13 protein-coding genes and 3 pseudogenes are annotated in these 19,025 nt (G+C 64.7%); 9 read left to right on the plus strand and 7 right to left on the minus strand.

Features of this window, described 5'->3' with window-relative positions; genetic code table 11:
- Positions 1-488: 488 nt before the first annotated feature.
- The 6 genes and pseudogenes from DDF62_RS26855 to DDF62_RS16680 form a co-directional block, all read left to right on the plus strand.
- Positions 489-1,403 (plus strand): annotated as a pseudogene (locus DDF62_RS26855) (CHASE3 domain-containing protein); the annotation flags it as partial.
- Positions 1,404-1,733: 330 nt separating this feature from the next.
- Positions 1,734-1,815, plus strand: a pseudogene (locus DDF62_RS26860) (histidine kinase dimerization/phospho-acceptor domain-containing protein); the annotation flags it as partial.
- Positions 1,816-1,820: 5 nt separating this feature from the next.
- Positions 1,821-3,770, plus strand: a pseudogene (locus tag DDF62_RS26865) (response regulator); the annotation flags it as partial.
- A gap of 7 nt (positions 3,771-3,777) precedes the next feature.
- Positions 3,778-4,602, plus strand: coding sequence for a CheR family methyltransferase (locus DDF62_RS16670; protein WP_116490129.1), 825 nt, complete (start codon positions 3,778-3,780; stop codon positions 4,600-4,602).
- On the plus strand, positions 4,599-5,177 hold the full coding sequence (locus DDF62_RS16675; RefSeq protein ID WP_116490130.1) for a chemotaxis protein CheB: 579 nt from the start codon (positions 4,599-4,601) through the stop codon (positions 5,175-5,177). Before DDF62_RS16670 ends, DDF62_RS16675 begins: the two co-directional genes overlap by 4 nt.
- The gene (locus DDF62_RS16680; RefSeq protein WP_116490131.1) at positions 5,174-6,385 is read left to right on the plus strand and encodes a hybrid sensor histidine kinase/response regulator; all 1,212 of its coding nucleotides are present in this window, start codon (positions 5,174-5,176) and stop codon (positions 6,383-6,385) included. The genes DDF62_RS16675 and DDF62_RS16680 overlap by 4 nt, the downstream gene beginning before the upstream one ends.
- Here DDF62_RS16680 and DDF62_RS16685 read toward each other — a convergent pair.
- From DDF62_RS16685 to DDF62_RS16700, 4 genes are all read right to left on the minus strand, one after another.
- Positions 6,382-6,681 (minus strand): hypothetical protein, encoded by a 300-nt coding sequence (locus DDF62_RS16685; RefSeq protein WP_116490132.1) that lies wholly within the window; start codon positions 6,679-6,681, stop codon positions 6,382-6,384. The two genes, DDF62_RS16680 and DDF62_RS16685, sit on opposite strands and share 4 nt — an antisense overlap.
- 557 nt (positions 6,682-7,238) lie before the next feature.
- Complete coding sequence (locus DDF62_RS16690) at positions 7,239-7,781, minus strand: hypothetical protein (RefSeq protein ID WP_116490133.1); 543 nt, start codon at positions 7,779-7,781, stop codon at positions 7,239-7,241.
- Between the two features lie 55 nt (positions 7,782-7,836).
- On the minus strand, positions 7,837-8,667 hold the full coding sequence (locus DDF62_RS16695) for an NAD(P)H-hydrate dehydratase (protein WP_116490134.1): 831 nt from the start codon (positions 8,665-8,667) through the stop codon (positions 7,837-7,839).
- Positions 8,664-9,425, minus strand: a complete 762-nt coding sequence (locus DDF62_RS16700) for a histidine phosphatase family protein (protein ID WP_116490135.1) — start codon at positions 9,423-9,425, stop codon at positions 8,664-8,666. The genes DDF62_RS16695 and DDF62_RS16700 overlap by 4 nt, the downstream gene beginning before the upstream one ends.
- A gap of 544 nt (positions 9,426-9,969) precedes the next feature.
- Between DDF62_RS16700 and DDF62_RS16705 the strand changes: the two genes are divergently transcribed.
- Together DDF62_RS16705 and DDF62_RS16710 are read left to right on the plus strand one after the other, a co-directional pair.
- Positions 9,970-10,341, plus strand: coding sequence for a helix-turn-helix domain-containing protein (locus DDF62_RS16705; RefSeq protein ID WP_116490136.1), 372 nt, complete (start codon positions 9,970-9,972; stop codon positions 10,339-10,341).
- Between the two features lie 1,391 nt (positions 10,342-11,732).
- Complete coding sequence (locus DDF62_RS16710; protein ID WP_208866888.1) at positions 11,733-14,225, plus strand: TonB-dependent receptor plug domain-containing protein; 2,493 nt, start codon at positions 11,733-11,735, stop codon at positions 14,223-14,225.
- Positions 14,226-14,949: 724 nt separating this feature from the next.
- On the opposite strand, the gene DDF62_RS16715 is transcribed toward DDF62_RS16710, so the two are convergent.
- The 3 genes from DDF62_RS16715 to DDF62_RS16725 form a co-directional block, all read right to left on the minus strand.
- Positions 14,950-15,825 (minus strand): hypothetical protein, encoded by an 876-nt coding sequence (locus tag DDF62_RS16715; protein ID WP_133244854.1) that lies wholly within the window; start codon positions 15,823-15,825, stop codon positions 14,950-14,952.
- 6 nt (positions 15,826-15,831) lie between these two features.
- On the minus strand, positions 15,832-16,215 hold the full coding sequence (locus DDF62_RS16720; RefSeq protein WP_116490139.1) for a hypothetical protein: 384 nt from the start codon (positions 16,213-16,215) through the stop codon (positions 15,832-15,834).
- Between the two features lie 263 nt (positions 16,216-16,478).
- The gene (locus DDF62_RS16725; RefSeq protein WP_116490140.1) at positions 16,479-17,981 is read right to left on the minus strand and encodes a sensor histidine kinase; all 1,503 of its coding nucleotides are present in this window, start codon (positions 17,979-17,981) and stop codon (positions 16,479-16,481) included.
- A 735-nt stretch (positions 17,982-18,716) separates the two neighbouring features.
- Here DDF62_RS16725 and DDF62_RS16730 point away from each other — a divergent pair.
- The coding region (locus DDF62_RS16730; RefSeq protein WP_244286846.1) for a PAS domain-containing protein at positions 18,717-19,025 on the plus strand (309 nt) is incomplete at its 3' end.

Raw genomic sequence — 19,025 nt, forward strand, 5'->3', positions numbered from 1 at the left:
CGTTGATCCTCACTCCCCCTCCCGGTTGGAGGCCGAACCAGTGGTGAAGCCTTGGCGCCTTCGTGCGGCGTCCGGAAGCGGTTCGAAAGGGATATCGCCGCGCCGCCAACCAGGCCCGATTGGTGGTGAGGTTCTCTCGACGATTTTATTTCACCTGTGCGATGGGAACCTTTGCCTTAGCATCGCATTTGCACGCCAGCGTTCGCCGGGGGAAAAGATGAATTTCGTACGATCGTCATCATAGGCGTTGATCGCCCGCGATTTCCCGGCGCGCCCAAGCGACTTTTCCCTCCCCTTTTTCATTTCTTGCGCGCGGTTGGCGTGCCTGGCGTTCGAGTTCAATGCCCCAGAACACTTTTCGTCGCGCCGGATCGCGGGCCGACGTAGATCTTTGGACCATGCTAGGCATGGTCCTGGTTTTGGCCTTCTTCCTGATCAGCGGGTCGATCGCCTTCCGGAACATCCAGGTGCTGCGCAACAACAACCAGATGATCCTGCACTCGCATCAGGTGCTGATCGCGCTGGATGATCTGCTGTCGACCGCGCAAGACGCCGAAACCGGGCAACGCGGCTATCTCCTAACCGGCAACGACCGCTATCTGGAACCTTACCAGAGCGCGGTCACGGCCGCCGGCTCACGCATTGAGGCGGCCAGATCGCTGACCACAGACAACCCCGTCCAGCAGGCCAATATTCGCCAGTTGGAGCGGCACATCGACGCCAAGCTCGCCGAACTGGACGAGACGATCAAACTACGCCGGGTGAACGCCCAGGCCGCCATGGCGGTCGTGGCCACCGATCGCGGCAAGACGGAGATGGACGCCATACGCAGCCAACTCGACGTCATGCGGCGCGAGGAGGACCGGCTGCGCGACCTGCGCCTGGCCGAGATGGACCAGGCCTATCGTACGGCGACGGCAAGCGGCGTGCTGTCGGGACTGCTGGGCGCGATCCTGACCATCGCCGTCTTCGTCCTGGTGCGCCGGGCCGCATCGGCCCGCGCGCGCGAAGACTGGCTCCAGTCCGGCCAGGTGGGCCTTTCCGAGGCGATGATGGGCGACAAGTCGGTCGAAGGCTTGTCCGAGGCCGTACTCGCGTTTCTGTCTGACTATCTTGGCTTCCAGGCCGGGGCGCTGTTCAAGGGTGAGAACGGGTCCTTCTACCGCGCCGCCGCCCTGGGCCTTCCAGCAGACGCTCATTCTCCGCTGCGGTTCGACCTCAAGGAAGGTCTGCTCGGCAAGGTCGCCGCCGAGGGCCGCTCGACGATCGTTCGCGACGTCCCTGACGGCTACATGACGATCGGTTCGGCGCTCGGCCACGACAAGCCGCGCCACCTCGTGCTGGTGCCGACCCATGCCGACGAGACGGTGAACGCCGTCCTCGAGCTGGGCTTCCTGCATCCGGTCGACGAGCGGGTGCTTCATCTGCTCGATCAGGCGGCCGCCTCGATCGGCATCGCCCTGCGTTCGGCCCGCTACCGCGCAGAGCTTCAGAACGCCCTGGAGGAAACCCAGCGACAGTCGGAGGAACTGCAGGTCCAGAGCGAGGAGCTTCGCGTCTCCAACGAGGAGCTGGAAGAGCAGAGCCGGGCGCTGAAGGAAAGCCAGGTGCGTCTGGAACAGCAGCAGGTCGAGCTTGAGCAGACCAACAGCCAACTGGAGGAACAGGCCCAGACCCTGGAACACCAGAAGGATGCCCTGGAGCGCACCAGCGAGGAGATCACGCTCAAGGCGCGTGAGCTCGAACGCGCCAGCCAGTACAAATCTGATTTCCTGGCCAATATGAGCCATGAACTACGCACGCCGCTCAATTCCATGCTTATCCTCTCGGGCCTGTTGAAGGACAACCCGGACGGCAACCTCACGGAAAAGCAGGTCAGTTTTGCTCAGACCATCGTTTCCTCGGGAAATGATCTCTTGGTGCTGATCAATGACATTCTTGATCTGTCCAAGATCGAGGCGGGCCACGTCGAGGTGTTGGCCGAGCCCCTGTCCCTCCAGCGCCTGAGCTCGGATCTGAGTGGACTCTTCCACCCCATGGCTGAAGATCGCGGACTGGGCTTTGAGATAGATCTCTCCCCGCAGACGCCGCATACGATCCACACCGACCGCCAGCGCCTTGAGCAGATCCTCAAGAACCTGCTCTCGAACGCCTTCAAGTTCACCCAGACGGGCGGCGTGCGTCTGGCCATAGCGCCCAACCTGGCGGGCGGACTGTCATTCAGGGTCGAGGACACCGGCATCGGCGTCCCGCCCGAACACCAGGAGAGCATTTTCGAGGCTTTCCGGCAGGCCGACGGCACCATCAGCCGGCGCTATGGCGGCACCGGTCTGGGCCTTTCCATCTCGCGCGAGCTGGCGCGCCTGCTTGGCGGCGCCATCACCCTGGAGAGCCGCCCCGGCGAGGGCAGCATCTTCACGCTCAGCATCCCACTGGCCTACGATCCTTCGCAAGTCTCGCCCCGCCAGGCGCTGGTCGCGGCGCAGAACCCAGCGCCTGACCTGTCTTCGTCCACGCCCATGCAGAAGGCCAACCTGCCAGCCGCCAGCGTTGAGGACGATCGCGACCGTCTCAGCAGCGCCCGCCGCGTCCTGTTGGTGATCGAAGACGACGCCGCCTTCGCCGCCATCGTTCGCGACCTGTCGCGCGAGATCGGTTTCCAAGCCCTGGTGGCGGGAACGGCCGATGAAGCGCTGACACTGGCCCGACAGTTCAAACCCAGCGCCGTCGTGCTCGACGTCGGCCTGCCCGATGAATCCGGCCTGATGGTGCTCGATCGGTTGAAACGTGACGACGCCACCCGCCACATCCCAATCCATGTTGTTTCGGCCAACGACCATGCCCAGACCGCATTGTCGCTGGGCGCTATAGGCTACATGGTCAAACCGGTTCGCCGGGAGGATCTGACGGAAGTCCTCCACGGCCTGCAGGCCAAGCTTTCCAGCGCCGTCAAACGTGTGCTGGTCGTCGAGGATGACGTAACTCAACGCGAGGCCGTGCGGCATCTGCTGTCGGCGGGCGACGTCGAGACGGTGGGCGTCGGTACGGCCGCCGAGTGCCTTGAGGCGCTACGCGCCCAGACCTTCGACTGCATGGTGCTGGACCTGTCGCTGCCGGACGCCTCGGGCTATTCGCTCCTGGAAACACTGAGCCAGGACAGTGAGCGCGCCTTTCCTCCGGTGATCGTCTACACCGGCCATGACCTGTCGGCCGACGACGAGCAGCGGCTGCGCCGCTACTCCAGTTCGATCATCATCAAGGGCGCCAAGTCGCCCGAACGGCTGCTCGACGAGGTGTCGCTGTTCCTGCACCAGGTTGTTTCGGAATTGCCGCCCGAGCAGCAGAAGATGATTCAGAAGGCGCGCAACCGCGACGCGATGCTCGAAGGGCGTCGGATCCTCATCGTCGAGGACGACATCCGCAACGTCTACTCGCTGACCAACCTGCTCGAACCCAGAGGCGCGATCATCCAGATCGCCCGCAACGGCCAGGAGGCCATAGAGGCCTTGGACCGCGCCTCGCAGGACTCGTCTGCGGCGGTCGATCTGGTCTTGATGGACGTGATGATGCCGGTCATGGACGGCCTGTCGGCAACCCGCCAGATCCGCCAGGATCCTCGCTGGCGCAAGCTGCCGATCCTTATGCTGACCGCCAAGGCCATGCCCGACGACCAGGAGCGCTGCATCGCCGCCGGCGGCAGCGACTACATGGCCAAGCCCATCGACGTGGACAAGCTGCTCTCGCTGGTCCGGGTCTGGATGCCGAGATAGTCTTGCCGTGCCCGAAGACATCGTCGACCTCGAAATCCAGCTGCTGCTGGAAGCGCTCTATCAGCGTTACCATTACGACTTTCGCCACTACGCCAGGGCGTCGTTGAAACGACGCCTGACGCAGGCGCGTGACCAGCTGGGCTTTCCCACGCTCTCGGCGCTTCAGGATCGCCTGCTTCACGACGCGGCGTTCCTGCCGCGCCTGCTCGACTACCTGACCGTCCAGGTCAGCGAGATGTTCAGGGACCCGTCCTATTTCCGCGCCTTGCGAGAGAACGTCGTGCCGCACCTGCGCACCTATCCGTCGTTGAAGGTGTGGGTCGCCGGCTGCAGCAACGGCGAGGAGCTCTATTCGATGGCGATCCTGTTCCGCGAGGAAGGCCTTTACGATCGCACGCTGTTCTATGCGACCGACATCAATCCCGAAGCCCTGGCGGCCGCGGAGGCTGGTGTCTATCCGCTCGACCGTGTCCGCAAGTTCACCCAGAACCACCAGCAGTCGGGTGGGCGTTCGTCGCTGTCTGACTACTACACCGCCGACTACGGCCGGGCGGCCTTCGACAAGAGTCTGCGCGAACGGGTGGTGTTTTCCGACCACAGTCTGGTGACCGACGCGGTCTTTGGCGAGATGCACCTGATCTCCTGCCGCAACGTGATGATCTATTTCGATCGCCCCTTGCAGGACCGTGCGATCGGCCTTTTTCACGACTCCCTCGCCCGCAAGGGCTTCCTGGGCCTGGGCTCGAAGGAAAGCCTGCGCTTTTCCGCCCACGCCGAGGCCTTTGCGGCCTTCAGGCCGAGCGAGAAGATCTATCAAAGGCGCGATCTATGAGCGCGTCGCCCCCCAGGGTCGTCGTCATCGGCGCCTCGGCCGGTGCGGTGCAGGCGCTGATGGCGATCCTGCCCCCCCTTCCCCACGACTATCGGCTGCCGATCCTCGTGGTCGTGCACGTCCCGCCCGATCGCGACAATGTCCTGGCGCCTTTGCTCGAGGCCAAATGCCGCCTGACGGTCAAGGAGGCCGAGGACAAGGAGCCGATAGCCGGCGGCGTGGTCTATCTGGCGCCGCCGGACTATCACCTGCTGGTCGAGACCAACGGCGCCCTGGCCCTGTCGGCCGACGCGCCCGTGAACTTCTCCCGCCCCTCGATCGACATCCTGTTCGAAAGCGCCGCCGACGTCTTCTCCGACGGTCTGGTGGGCGTGGTGCTCACCGGCGCCAATCAGGATGGCGCGGCGGGCCTGCGCGCGGTGGCCAAGGCCGGCGGCGCGGCGATCGTGGAAAATCCTGCCAGCGCCCAGGCGTCGGCCATGCCGCAAGCCGCGCTCGCAGCCACGCCGACCGCAGCCGTCATGTCCCTTGATGCAATCGCATCCTACCTCCTGAGTTTGGGAACCGAGCGATGATCGCCGATCCGCCGATCAACTTCCTCCTGGTCGATGATCTGGACGAAAACCTCCTGGCGCTAGAAGCCTTGCTTCAACGCGACGGGCTCCACTGTCTGAAGGCGCGCTCGGGCGAAGAGGCGCTGGAGCTGCTGCTGGTCCACGACGTGGCCCTGGCCCTGCTCGACGTGCAGATGCCCGGCATGGACGGTTTCGAGCTCGCCGAGTTCATGCGCGGCAGCGAACGGGCCCGCCATATCCCGATCATCTTCCTCACCGCTGGCGCAGCCAACCTTCAACGCCGCTTTCGGGGCTATGAGGCCGGGGCCGTGGACTTCATCCAAAAGCCCATCGAGCCCACCATTCTTCGCAGCAAGGCCGAGGTGTTCTTCGATCTCTACCAGCAGCGCCAGCAGATCGAGCGCCAGCGCGACGAGCTGGATGCGCTGGCCCAAGCCCTGCGGCGCGCCGACCGTCACAAGGACAATTTTCTAGCTGTGCTGGCGCATGAGCTGCGCAATCCGGTCGCCGCCCTTGGCGGGGGCCTGCACCTGCTCAAGAAGGACATTCCAGCCGAGCGCGCCAAGGACATCCGTATCCGTATGGACAGGATGCTGGCGCACCTTTCCCACCTGATCGACGATCTGCTCGATGTCTCTCGCGTCAGCCAGGGCAAGATTTCGCTCAAGAAGGAACAGGTCGAACTCGGCGATGTGCTGAAATCCGCGATCGAGGCCAGCCAGCATCATATCGACGCGGCCGGCCACGTGTTCGTCACCGATCTGCCGCCAGGCGAGATCTGGCTCGACGCCGATCACACCAGGCTGGCCCAGATCGTGGCCAACCTCCTCAACAACGCCGCCAAGTACACGCCGCCGGGCGGAACCATCACCCTGTCGGCGCGGCCGATGGAAGAGAACGTGGAGATTCGTATCGCCGACACCGGCGTCGGCGTGCCGCGAGAGATGCAGGCCAGAATCTTCGAGATCTTCGCCCAGGTCGAGGATCACCTGACAAAGGCCCAGGGCGGTCTTGGCATCGGCCTGGCGCTGGTTCGTCAGCTTGTCGCCCTGCACGGCGGTACGATCAGTGTCGAAAGCGCCGGCGAGAACCTCGGCAGCACGTTTACCGTGACGCTACCAGTCCTTCGGATCTCGAGCCCACCAAGCACTGAGCCCGCCGCGACTGTCGGTCTAACACCCCACCCCGGAAGCGACGCCGAAATCTAGGACCGAGTGCTGACCCGCGCGCGGACGTAAACGGTGCGAGGACCGCGCAGCAGCAAGCCGAGCAGAACGCCTAAGCCGATGGCGGCCGTAAGGGCCAAGGCGGGCTTGTCGCGCACCTTGCTCTCGATCAGGCGCAGCCCGTCCTGGACGTGCTCACGGCCGCCCTCGTAGAGCTCCTCGGCGCCGCCCTTCAGGCTTCCATAGGCGTCCTTGGCGTGAGCGCCGGCTTCCTCGAACTTGCCCCTGGCCTTGGCGCGGTGGCGGGCGTCCAGCGAAAGCGGTCCGGTATCGGTCATAAGGCTCTCCCAGCTCTGGCGTGAACAACGCCGCCACCTGTCAGCGGCGCGGCTGCAACCGACAACCTTGCAAGAGCGCCGACGTTCCAACAGGGGGGCGGCGGCCACGCCGCCGAGGACGCGTCGGTCCTGCAAAGCTCCGCCCGGCTCGCGCCATGAGGCGGCCGGCCCCTGCAACGCGGCTGCCTGTTGGCCTTGGAACAGCGAAGCGATCACTGAGCGCCTGCCCAAAGGCAAGGCCTGCCGGAGCCTCCAGCCAAGGCGAGCGTTGGCAGGGAGAGAGCGCCAGAGAAGTCGCCATGACCAATTGCCGTCCTTCGACATCCAGCCAGACCCCGACCGAAGTTCCGCCCATGCCGACCAGGCCGGAGTTCGACGATCCCGTCATGCCGTTCGCAGAACCGCGGCCCGCCCCGCCAATGCCGGCTCCAGGCGACGGTCGAGCGTACGACACTCCGCCCCGGACCGATGACAAGAGCTCGCCCGAGCGAACCGGCGAGGTGAAGGCGCCAGCCTCCAAGGCCGCGCCCAAGACCACGGCCCGCAGGGCCTCCTGATCACGCCTCGCCGCCTGAGGCCTCATAGGCTCGCCTGGCCTCGACCACGCCCTTCTCGGCCTTTGCCCGGTCCTGGCGCCATCGTCTGCGAGAGGCTTTATCCTCTGCGTCCAGGGCCTCGCGGCGGCGCCGGATGTCAGCCTCCTCCTCCGCCCGTCGCTGATTGACCGCCGCCAGCGCCCTTTCGGCCTTCGCCAACGCCGAGCGATCGGGCCTTGGCTGCACCGCTGGCCCCTTCGTCTCGGCCACGACCTTGAGCCTCGGCGGCCCAGGCGCCGCAGGCGCCCTGGGCAGGGCCGGCTCGAGGCTGAACGCATCGCGGGAGCCGATGGCGCGGCGTAGCGGAACGCCAGGATTGGCCAGGGCCGCATCGGCGTTGGCCTCATCCTTGCTCACCCTGGCCCGCCCTTCGGCGAACAGATTCTGGCGAACGCCCCAAGCGGCCAGGGCGGCGGCTTGGTTGGGCGCAGCGACGATCGTGTCGAAAAAGCCGATCTGGGCGGCGTACACCTTCAGCTTCCGGGCCGGCGGGGCTTTGGCCATGATGTCTCACCACCCCGCGCGGCGCACATCGCACATCCGTGCTGGCGGCGAACGCTCAGACATGGAGCAGCCGTGGTATCTCGGCGGCGATCTCTCGCGCCAGGAAGCCCAAGGCGCCGACCCGCTCAGCCAGGCGCCTGCCTGCCTCCCCATGCAGATAGACCCCCCAGGCTGCGGCTTGGAAGGGATCAACGCCCCGCGCCAGCACCCCGGCGATCACCCCCGCCAACACGTCCCCCGATCCGGAGATCCCAAGGCCCGCGCCGCCGCCGGCGTAGTACGCCAATCGTGCTTGCGGCGTGGCGATCACGGTTCTGGCCCCCTTCATCACGACCACCGCCGAAAACCGGCGCGCAGCCTCCTTAGCGGCGCTGGCCGGGTCGGCCTCGACCTCAGCCTTTTCCGTTTCCAGCAGCGTGGCCATCTCCCCAGCATGCGGGGTCAGTATACGTACATCGGGGCCTGGACAGGCCGCCGCCGCCAGACCGCCGGCGTCCAGGACCAACGGTGAACGCACATGCAGGCATAGCGCCTTGGCCAAGCGCCCTAGGTCCGCCTCCATGCCAGGACCGATCAGGACGGCGTCAGCTTGGCCAAGGGCCTGGAACAGCGCGTCATCGGCCTCCTCATCGCGCGGCAAGCCCAGGACACGCGCCTCGGGCACAATCAGGCTCATCATGGCGACCGCCTCGGCGGGCGCTGTCAGTTGCAGCTTACCGGCTCCGGCGCGTAGAGCCGCCTCGCCGGCGAGACGACCAGCGCCGAGGAGCGCCACGCCGCCCCCGACCACGAGCACCCTGCCGCGGGCCTCCTTGCCCCCCTCCCCTGGATGCGGCAGCCGGTGGTCCCTGGCCCAAGCAGCGTCTATCGTGATCGGCGGGCTCATCTGGCCGCCACATTGGCGTCGGGCGCGGCGGTGACCGCCGTCTCGCCTTCCAGCGGCGCGGTGAAGTTATAGCGCACCAGCCGCAGCCCCCCGTCGGCGCCCTGATCGGGGTCGAAGCGATACTCGGTGACGCCGCAGTTGGCGATGTCGGCCAGGCGATCGATCTTAAGGATTTCGTCCTCGGTCAGGCTTTCCAGAAGATAGCGCAGACAAAGGACGACGACCTGATGGGCGACGATGAGGACTCGGTCCCCGGCGTGGTGCAGGCTGATGGTGTCCAGCAGACTGCGCAGGCGCAGGATCACGTCGCACCAGCTCTCACCGCCGGGCGGCCGGTGATAGAACTTGCCGAGAAGACGACGAAATTCCGCCTGTTCCGGGAACCTGGCCTCGATGCCGATCCGGGTCAGCCGGTCGAGCACGCCAAACTCCTTCTCGCGCAGACGCTCGTCGATGCAGAACCGCTGGTCGGGGCGCTCAAGACCGCCGGCCGTCCTGATCGCCTCACCGGTTTGGACGGCCCGTCGGTAGGGAGAGGCCATCATGGTGCGAGGACGCTGGCTGGCGGGCATGGCGGCGAACCAGCCGCCCAGAGCCTGCGCCTGGTGGTGACCAAGCGGGCTCAGCGGCACGTCCATATCGCGATCGGCAATATCGATGAGGCCAAGCCCGGCGGCGTCCGCGGCGTCTCGCGCGACATTTCCGGCGCTCTGGCCATGGCGGACGATCCAGAGCACGGCGGGCCAACGTTTTTCCATGTCCGAACAACTCTTCAGGCCCCGTGCGGTTCGCCTGACACGCCTATCCCCCGCCCGTCTTGAGCAACACTCGGCGTATCGGCTCCGTCCCTTGAACGCGCGAAGGGCGCCCCGGCTGGACCGGGGCGCAGCGGCGCTCAAGCCTAGGGGCGAGCGGTCCAGGACGAGCCTGGTATCTAGATGCTGGAGCGGCCTGACGCTGACCGGCGTCAGGCCATCACTGTTTCGACAAGCTGCAAGAAGGTCGGGCGATTGATGTGTGATCAGCCTCGGCGACAGTCGCTTCCAGACGGAAAGACGATCGAAAATCGCAGTGCATTTCGTCAGGCATGAAAACGCCCTCCGCTGTTGGCTCGTTCACACCGCCAAGGCCGTTTCTGCTCCAGCGGATGCTTGAAAAGACTACGCCCCAGAGCGGCGGTTGTTCCGTACGCGAACCGATCGCTATCGCCCGGGTGGAAAGCCCAAGGCCTGGAGGTCGACGCCCCTAGCGCCTTGATCGTGGACCGACTTTCCTGGCCAATGACGCAACCACGGGGGGCGTATGAAGGAGCTTGCGGCCAAGCCGGCCCTGGACCGGCACATCGGCGCCTTGCTGCGCGGTCATCGGCGCGCCAAGGAGATCTCGCAGCATGATCTGGCCGCCACGGTCGGCCTGACCTTTCAGCAGATCCAGAAGTACGAGTGCGGCGAAAACAGGATCAGCGCTTCAAAGCTGGTCCAGATGGCCCGCGTTCTGGACGTTCCCATCACAGCCTTCTTCGCTGGCCTGGAGACCCCTCATGGCGACGACCTGCTGGCGCGGTTCTGCCAACTCGACGGTGCGACCGGTTTCATGCACGCGGCGCTGCGCATGCCGCCCGCCGTGCGGGCGGAAATCTTCCGGCTGGCCGGATCCTGGGCCGACGCCCCTTAGGGCCGGGCCAAGGGGGAGTTGCGCGTTCCTGTTACGTTCGGGTGATGCTAGGATGGGCGGATGGGCGGATGGGCGGATGGGCGCTCAAGCTCAAACGCGCGACGAAAAGGCGACGCTTCTGGTCCAGGCAGCCAACTGCCAGATGCGTCCGATGGATAAAGAGAACTGAACGCGTGAGCGGCCAATGCCTCTGCGTGTCCCATTGAAATCCTGTCTCCGGGGCTGTGCTCACGATTCCTGGCTGGATAGCGTCACCAATTGTGCTTTCGCATTATCCACCTCAGCACCCACATATTTACCGGCTTTCGAACGACGGGAACGCCTTGGAGAGCATCGGGAAACACTTCCAGGTCGCCGCCTGCGGCGAGCACATAGGGTATTGCGCGCTGGGTCAGGGTGCAGGCCAAAGGCAGTAGCGTCTGGACGTCCAAGTTGGCGTCCAACACCGCCCCATCGATTGGCCCTCTTTCGATTATGGTCATGGCTTCAGAGAGCTGGGCTACTGGTCCAACGGCCTGGTTGCCGAAAGCCACAAGCGCATTCGCGAGTTCTTGCGCCAAGATACAGTCGCCTTCGACCACCAAGATTCGAAAAGGCGCTCGTGGTGGAACCAAGCGTTGCCTCTCACGGCTTTGGCGATCGAGAGCAGCCAGTTGCACACACCACCGAGCGTACCGCCGCAGGGGCCTCTAAAGCTTTCGCTTGCTGCTTTTGCGCATCACGCTGGGCTTAGCCCGACCAGCAGACCATTTTCTCCCACCCTTCTCAACTAGAAGAAGAGACCGCCTCCACGTCTTCAGCCCGAAACACGCTGGGGCTGGCCCTACACGTCGGCGCCAAGCCACGCGCCCGGTCGCCGCACGCTCAAGCCTCATGCCTCATCAAATCCAAGGTCGCGCCCGGGGGGGGCGGTCATCGAAAAGCGCCCGTCTACACAGTCGACGATCTCGCCCAATGCTCGGGCGCCGCAATCATGATCATCGCGCTGCAAAAAATCTCGGCGGGCGCCGCCCAAAGGGGCGCCCGCACGTCGGAAAACGCCGTTACGGCAACATGACGGCAAGGTCTGTTGCGAAAGCGACAGAGTTGAAGAAATGTTTCATCGGCGAAATTCGATGAATGTGTCGCCCGCACTCTAGTACCCAACAATAAAAATGATCCCGGGAAGCCCTACGGAGAAAGCAAACGCGCGCGTGTAGCGCCACGAGGGGATATGCATGACTAAGTGCTCACGTAATATTCTGCTTTCTGGAATTTCAGCTCTTTCTCTCTCCTTTGCTTGTGTCGGTCTGGCCAACGCCGCCGAAGCGCCGCCTGAACCGGCCGAGCCGACCGCGACCGAGGTCGACACCGTCATCGTCCTGGGCACGCGCAGAACCGACCGCTCGGTCGTGGATTCGCCGTCTCCGATCGATGTCTTCGGCGGCGAGGAACTCGCCCGCCAGCCGGCCGCAGACATGCTGGACGTGGTCAAGAACCTCGTCCCGTCGTTCTACGTGCCCCAGAACACCATCTCCGACGCCTCGACCTTCGTGCGCGCGCCGTCCCTGCGCGGCCTCGGCGCCGACCAGGTGCTCGTGATGATCAACGGCAAGCGCTATAACCGGTCGGCGCTGGTCCAGGTCGTCACAGGCGGCGACACAGCGCTGTCACTGGGCGCGCAGGCCGTCGACCTGTCGATGATCCCGTCGATCGCGGTGAAGAACCTGCAGATCCTGCGCGACGGCGCCACCGCTCAATACGGTTCGGACGCCATCGGCGGCGTCATCAACTACGGCCTGCGCGACGCCGACAGCGGCTTCGAGGCCCAGGCGCGCTATGGCCAGACCTACGCGGGCGACGGCGACAGCTACCAGTTCGCGGTCAACGGCGGCTTCAAGTTGTTCGACGCCGGCTTCGTCAACGTGTCGGCCGAGTACTTCGACGACGGCCAGACCAGCCGCGGCGCCACCCGGCCCATCGCGGCCGTGTTCGCGGCCAACAATCCCACGCTCGCCAACCAGCTGCCCAACTATCCGGGCCCGGCGCAGATATGGGGCTCGTCGCCGACCAACGGCTACAAGCTGTTCGTCAACTCCGCCTATGACGTGGGCGAGAACACAAGCATCTACCTGACGGCCAATGTTGGGCATCGCGAGGCCGACCAGAGCTTCAACTATCGCTCGCCGATCTCGGCGCCGACGCCGCTGGCGGTCAACAACGGCACTGGCGCGCCGGCCACGGGCTCGCCCGGGCGCAACGGCGCCTTCGCGCCGATCTATCTGACGCCTTGCCCGGTCGGCAACGCCACCTGCCCGACGGGCGGTTTCGTCAAGGACGGCAACGTCTTCAACTTCACGTCCATCTATCCGGCCGGCTTCACCCCGCGCTTCCAGGGCGAGGTCGAGCAGTTCTACGGCACGATGGGCGTCAAGGGTAAGGCCGACAGCGGCCTGACCTACGATCTGTCGGCGACCGTGGCGAAGAACTCGCTGGACCTGGCGATGACCCATTCGCTGAACGCCTCCTTCGGCCCGACCAGCCAGAAGGAATTCAAGTTCGGCAAGCTGATCCAGCGCGAAACCAACCTTAACCTCGACCTGACCTATCCGCTTGAGGTCGGGTTCGCGAGCCCCGTCACCCTGTCGGGCGGCGCCGAGTTCCGGCACGAGGAATATGAAGCCACGGCTGGCGACCTGCAGTCCTACGCCGCGGGTCCCTATGCGGTGCAGCCGCTGTACGTGCAGGTCTCGCCCGGCGTCTACACCCGCTCGATCGTGAACGGAAATCCCGAGACGGCCTCCCAGTCGCCCGGCGCCAGCGGCTACGGCGGCACCAGCCCGGCTTCGGCCAAGACCTCGACCCAGAGCAACTACGGCGTCTATCTGGGCGCCGAGACCGACGTCACCGAGGCCTTCACGGTGGGCGTGGCCGGGCGTTACGAGGACTACGACACCTTCGGCGACACCTTCGTGGGCAAGGTCAACGGCCTCTACGAGTTCTCCGACATGTTCTCGGTGCGCGGCACCGTGGGCACAGGCTTCCACGCCCCGTCGCCCGGGCAGAGCAACACCGAGATCCTGACGACGGCGTTCGCCCCCGGCGGCGAGCAGGTGCAGACCGGCACCTATCCGGTGACCAGCGCCATCGCGCAGTACTTCGGCGCCAAGACCCTGACGCCTGAAAAGTCGACCAACTACGGCGTCGGGTTCATCTTCAACCCGATCAGCAACTTCACGCTCACCGTCGACGGCTACTTCATCAAGGTGAAGGACCGCATCAGCATCACCAGCACCTTCGACGTCGACGCCGCCGACATCGTCGCCCAACCGGCGCTGGCCGCGGTCGGCGTCGGCGGCGCGGTGGCCTATTTCACCAACGGCTTCGACACCGAGACCAAGGGCGTCGACGCGGTCGCCAGCTATCGCACCGAGCTGCTGGACAACCCGCTGAGCCTCACGCTCGCCTACAGCTACAACAAGAGCGAGGTCACCAAGTTCGATCCCATCGCCATCGGCGACGATCGGATCTACGACATCGAGAACATCACGCCCAAGCACCGGGCCAACGTCTCGGCCAGCTACGAGGTCGCCGGCTTCACGATCAACGCCCGCGGCAACTACTACAGCAGCTGGAGCACCAACCAGGACTATCCGGGCCAGAAGTTCGGCTCGAAGGTCACCGCCGACCTCGACGTCAGCTACACGGTCGCGGAGAAGTACACCCTGACCGTCGGCGCCAACAATCTGTTCGACGAGTACCCGGACAAGCTGGCCCCGACCACGGCCAACCCGATCTACGCGATCACCGGCAGCACGGCCGACGGCCAGATCTATCCGCGCTCGGGCGGTCCGTTCGGCATGAACGGCGGCTTCTGGTACGCGCGCCTGAAGGTGAAGTACTAGGCCCTCACACGGCCTTGTCGCCTCCGCGCGAGACGGCGGCGAATTGGGAAACGGCCAGGGCCTTCCTGGCCGTTTTTCCATCCAGCCCGACTACATCGCCACTGGGCGCCTAATCCGCACGAAGCCGCCTCAATCACTCGTCATCCGCAGCCGCGACGTTGCAGCCACCGGAAATGACGATGTCGGCGACGCACGCAAAGCCCACCGCGACGTCCCGCAACCCTCGCCGTCAGCGCCTTCCGCCCCGTCACCAAGCGCTCATCCAGAAGCTTGAGCGCCAGGGGCGGTCGCCCGTCCGCGCCGCCCAAGCGCCGTAGAGGGCCGACAGCATCGACTGCCCAGATGCGCCTCCGCCTGGTTGAGATAGAACAACAAGGTAGCCCGCTCATCCCAGGGCTCGAGCCGATAGCCGAACGGCCAAACGCCCATCAGCGGATCAGGCGTGGCGCCCTTCTCCTCGGTCTTGCGATAGCCCTTGTGCGAGACGACAAGCTTGCTGCGACGAGGCACGACCATCCGCCGACCGACGTCATGCCAGCGCGGGTCCGTCCAGCACTCGATGCGGCGGTGAGCTGGGCTCAACATGACGGTCTGCTTCGCAGCGGCAAACCAAAGTCAGTGCCTCTCCCTGACAGTCGCGACGTCCGGTTCTCCGGCGTGGTCGCGCCAGTTGCGCACGCTGACGCACTTCCAGAAAGGAGACGTTCCGACAACCGGAGCTCGCTCAGAAGGCGGTGCGCGGCGCGGGTCCGGCGGGCGCGGGTGCAGGCTCCTTCGTCGGCCGACACGCTCCCGTGGCTTGGCGAGCCTGAATGTATGGCGCGACCTTGGGCGTCGCCAGCAGGGTCTCGAACTTAAAGCCAGCCGACCGGCGGTCGATATCCAGTTCGTTCGACTCCTCGGCTCCCGGCGTCAGCTCGTAGCTGTCCTTGAGCCAGATGCGGGTGGGCGTGATCGAACAGAACTGCCCGTTGCGGCTGTTTTCCACGCAAGGGTGCTGAATCCAGGAAGACGCCGACCGCTTCCAGATCGAGACCTGCCCCCCGGCGATCTTCACCAGAACGCTCTGTGCGGTCTCGTACCGCTGGGTCAAGGAACTGAACTGGCCGGCGGCGGCCGTGCATTCCAGGATCAGCGGCCGTTCGGGCGAGCCGTCGCCCGGGGGATCGGTTCGCGGAACGGCTGCGCCTTCGATATTGGCGACCCGCGCACCGCCGGGCAGGAGGGTCGTCATGACGGCATGGGGGGCGTCCCTGTTGAACCGCCTGTCCCGAACGGCGATCATTTCCGCCGCCGTAGCGCGAGACGAGCAGGACGAGACGCCCGCCTCGCCGCCATAGGCGCCGACCACGGCCGCCGCGAAGGCCGCCTTGTCGGCCTCGTCGCCCGGCCGCCCCACGAAGATGGGCGAGTAGTAGTATGAATGGTCGATTTTTCCGGGCTGGGGCTTCAATGTCGCCCAGCAATAGGCGTACTGGCTCCCCGGCGGGCTGCTCGCAGGCTGGGCCGCCGGGGGCTGGGCGCCGGCTCCGCCGCCAAGGGCGCCGGCGATCGCCAGACCGATCGAAAGCCGCATGCCCAGAGGATTGACGCCATTCATCGGGGACTACCGCTCGATGCTGATCTGGACGCCGTAGGGCTCGACCTGGCTAGCGCCCTTGCCCTTGCAGGCGGACTCGGACGGGAAGGCGTATTCGCCGCGGGCCGGAGCCGTTGCACGCTCGCCCAGCGCTTCGGTGAAGCCGACGGGCGTGCCGTCGCGGACACATCGATAGACCTTGTTCTGGCCGGCGCCGATAGAACAGCTGACGGCGTCGCCCGTCTTGTTCACGCATTTCCACGAGACCCGCGCCTCATCGGGATTGATACGCACGGCGTAATAGACCTCGATCCCGCTCACCTCCTTGTAGAAATACCATTGGGGGGATTGCGCCATGGCCGCCGAGGCGCTCAGGGCCATGATCGAAGCGATGACCAGTCGTGCGAGCATTCGCTCCCCCCAATTTTATCGACCGTGGATATCAGACCGAGTTCTTCCAAAGCGCGGCCTTGGAGTCTAGGTTTCCTGTTGGGAAATCGTCCTAGCCAACGCCCGCCGTTTTGCCCAAAGCCGGCGGTGCGGTCCTCTCTCGCCATCAGCTGTGGCGGCATGCAGTATAGCTATTGTCCGACATGATCTGTCTGACTCATCATGGTGTCGGCGCGGCAAGGCTGCGCCATTTGCTGTCGTTGCCGCACCTCCGGAAAGACGACCTATGCAGGGTCTGGGTCTGGCTCTGGGTCTGGGTTAGCCTGCAGCGGGAGCGTAATTTGCGCGCTGAGCCCTAGCTCTGCCCAATGTAATTCCACGCGACCGCCAAACGGCTGAAGGCTGCGCTTGAGCAAGGTCCCACCAAACCCTGAACGTCTCGGCGCAACGACGGGCGGGCCCCCACGCTCGATCCATGACAGCTCAAGCTGCCCATGGCTGCTACGCCATTGCACGGTCAAGACGCCTTCATCGACGGACAATGCGCCATACTTGGCGGCGTTGGTCGCCAGCTCATGGAGGCAGAGCGCAAGCGCTTGAGCATGTCTGGCCGGCAAGGAGATCGGCGGCCCGTCGAGCTTGATGTGACCGTTGTCACCCAAGCCATAAGGGCCAAGTTCTTCCGTCAGGAGCTGGCGCAGGTCGCCGCCCGACCATCGACTTTCAGCAAGTAGCTGATGGGCGCGCGAGAGAGACTCGATCCGCCCCAGCAGGGCTTGTCGGTAGGTCTCGAGATCACCGGCCTTGGCTAGCGACACCATGCTCTGCACGACAAACAACAGGTTCTTGGCGCGGTGATCGACCTCGAGCATCAGAAGCCGCAGACGCTCTTCATTCTCCCGCTGCTCGGTGACGTCCAACTGTACGCCGACCAACTTCCGGGGCCGGCCAAGGTTATCGCGAACGATCTCCGATCGGACCTGCAGCCAGCGCACCTGGGCGTCAGCCGTTAGGCGCCTGAATTCGAAATCCGAGAATGTGTCGTCGCCGTCGAGGGCGCGCTGTCGCGTCTTACTCAGAAGAGCGGCATCGTCTGGGTGGTGGCGAGCGCGTCCCTCTTCGAGGCGAGCGCCAGCGTCGCCAAAGTCTACTCGCCGGCGCAGGTCGTCACTAGGAGGAGGGAGGGCGTCGTCGAGTGACCATTCGAACGGCGCCATTCGGCCCGCTTCCAGCGCCAATCGCAGCCGAGCCTCGGAAGCCGCCATTCGCTGGGCCGCGAGCTTTTGCTCGGTGATATCCTCAGCGACGCCGATCATGCGCACCGGGGTGCCACTTTCATCGTAGAAGAATCGACCGCGCGCCGCGCGCCAGTGGATTGAACCGTCTGGCCATAGAGCGCGGAACTCATGATGGAAGGTCGACCGGCCATCGCGAGCCGCTTCGATCAACGCCACCGTCTCGTCGCGATCGTCCGGATGCAACCGGTCGAGCCAGGCTTGGTAGCTGGGTAAAACTTCTCCGACCGCGTAGCCCTGCTGCAAGAAGTGGCGGTCGTTCCAAACGACCTTGCCCGAGGCGATGTGCCAGTCCCAGCTGGCAAGGCCGCCAATCTCAAGGGCCAAACGAAGACGTTCCTCGCTTCCACGCAGGGCGCCGTCGACGTGATCTCGGTCCGCCGTGTCGTAGGAAGGGCTCGACAGCCCATTGTTGGCTTCGCGTGGCCCGGTGTTTTCAACCTTTGCCGCCGCTGGCCCAGCTTTCGGATTATCCAGCGACTCTTTAGTCATGCTCTGCCCAACTCCATGCCGCACAATGCATCGGCAGCTCAAAGGTGAAGTTACAATCAAAGGCCTGCATCGCGCCGCCTCAATAGCCGGAGGGGCGGAACCGGCTGTGCATAGCTACGGCTTAGGGAGGTAGGGACAAGATCGCGTTATCGACGTCCGCACCATAACAATGCTGGAGGTTTGCACCGTCGCATGACCGACATAGGCCGCTCGGTTCAGATCACCGACCGATCCCTGCGGTTTTTCGCAATCCTAACAGTCCCGCTACGATCGGTAAGGCAGCGCCATTTGCGGACATTGCGTCGGCACCAAGAACACGACGCTCTTGGGCCCGGCGCGCCAATAGCCGACTTTGGATCACCTCCGAGAACACGACTTCGGCGCTCAGGTGGCGCACGCGCCTCGGGCCGAGAGCATCCAATCGCGCCGCGCGCCAAACTTCCTCTGTAGATGTCATCAAATCAGCCGGTCGTTTCTCAGGCCCGATGCGATGCGGCAGATCGTCGCTAGAAATCTTCACGTTCGTGTCGGGGGGTTCCCGCATAGCGCGAAATCAGGTCAATATTCTCCATCATCAAATTCTCTGAACAAAAAATAGCTACCTTTAATTGAGAACAGGCAACCCAAATCGGGCTCGATTTTCTAAGACCGCGACAAATCACGCCTTCGAATTTTACCGTTCGTTGACCCCAGTTCGCTTCCTTTGCGCGAAAGCTTGACCTCGGAGGAAGCGCGGTGATTGGGTTACGCAATCGTTTGAATGGCAATCCGGCCCATACCTTGGCGGCGCTGGATCGTTCACTCGCCACGATCGAATTCGACCTGTCGGGCAAGATCCTGTCCGCCAACGCCAACTTCTGCGACGCCATGGGCTATGGGCTCTCCGAGATCGTCGGCAAGCACCACAGCCTATTCGTCGAGCCTGAGTATGCAGCGAGTCAAGACTACCGCGACTTCTGGTCCAAGCTCGGCCAAGGCGAGTTCGATGCGCGTGAATATCTGCGCATCGGCAAGGGCGGTCGCGAGGTCTGGATCCAGGCCTCC

The sequence above is a fragment of the Caulobacter radicis genome, assembly GCF_003094615.1.
GTDB classification, from domain to species: Bacteria; Pseudomonadota; Alphaproteobacteria; order Caulobacterales; family Caulobacteraceae; genus Caulobacter; species Caulobacter radicis.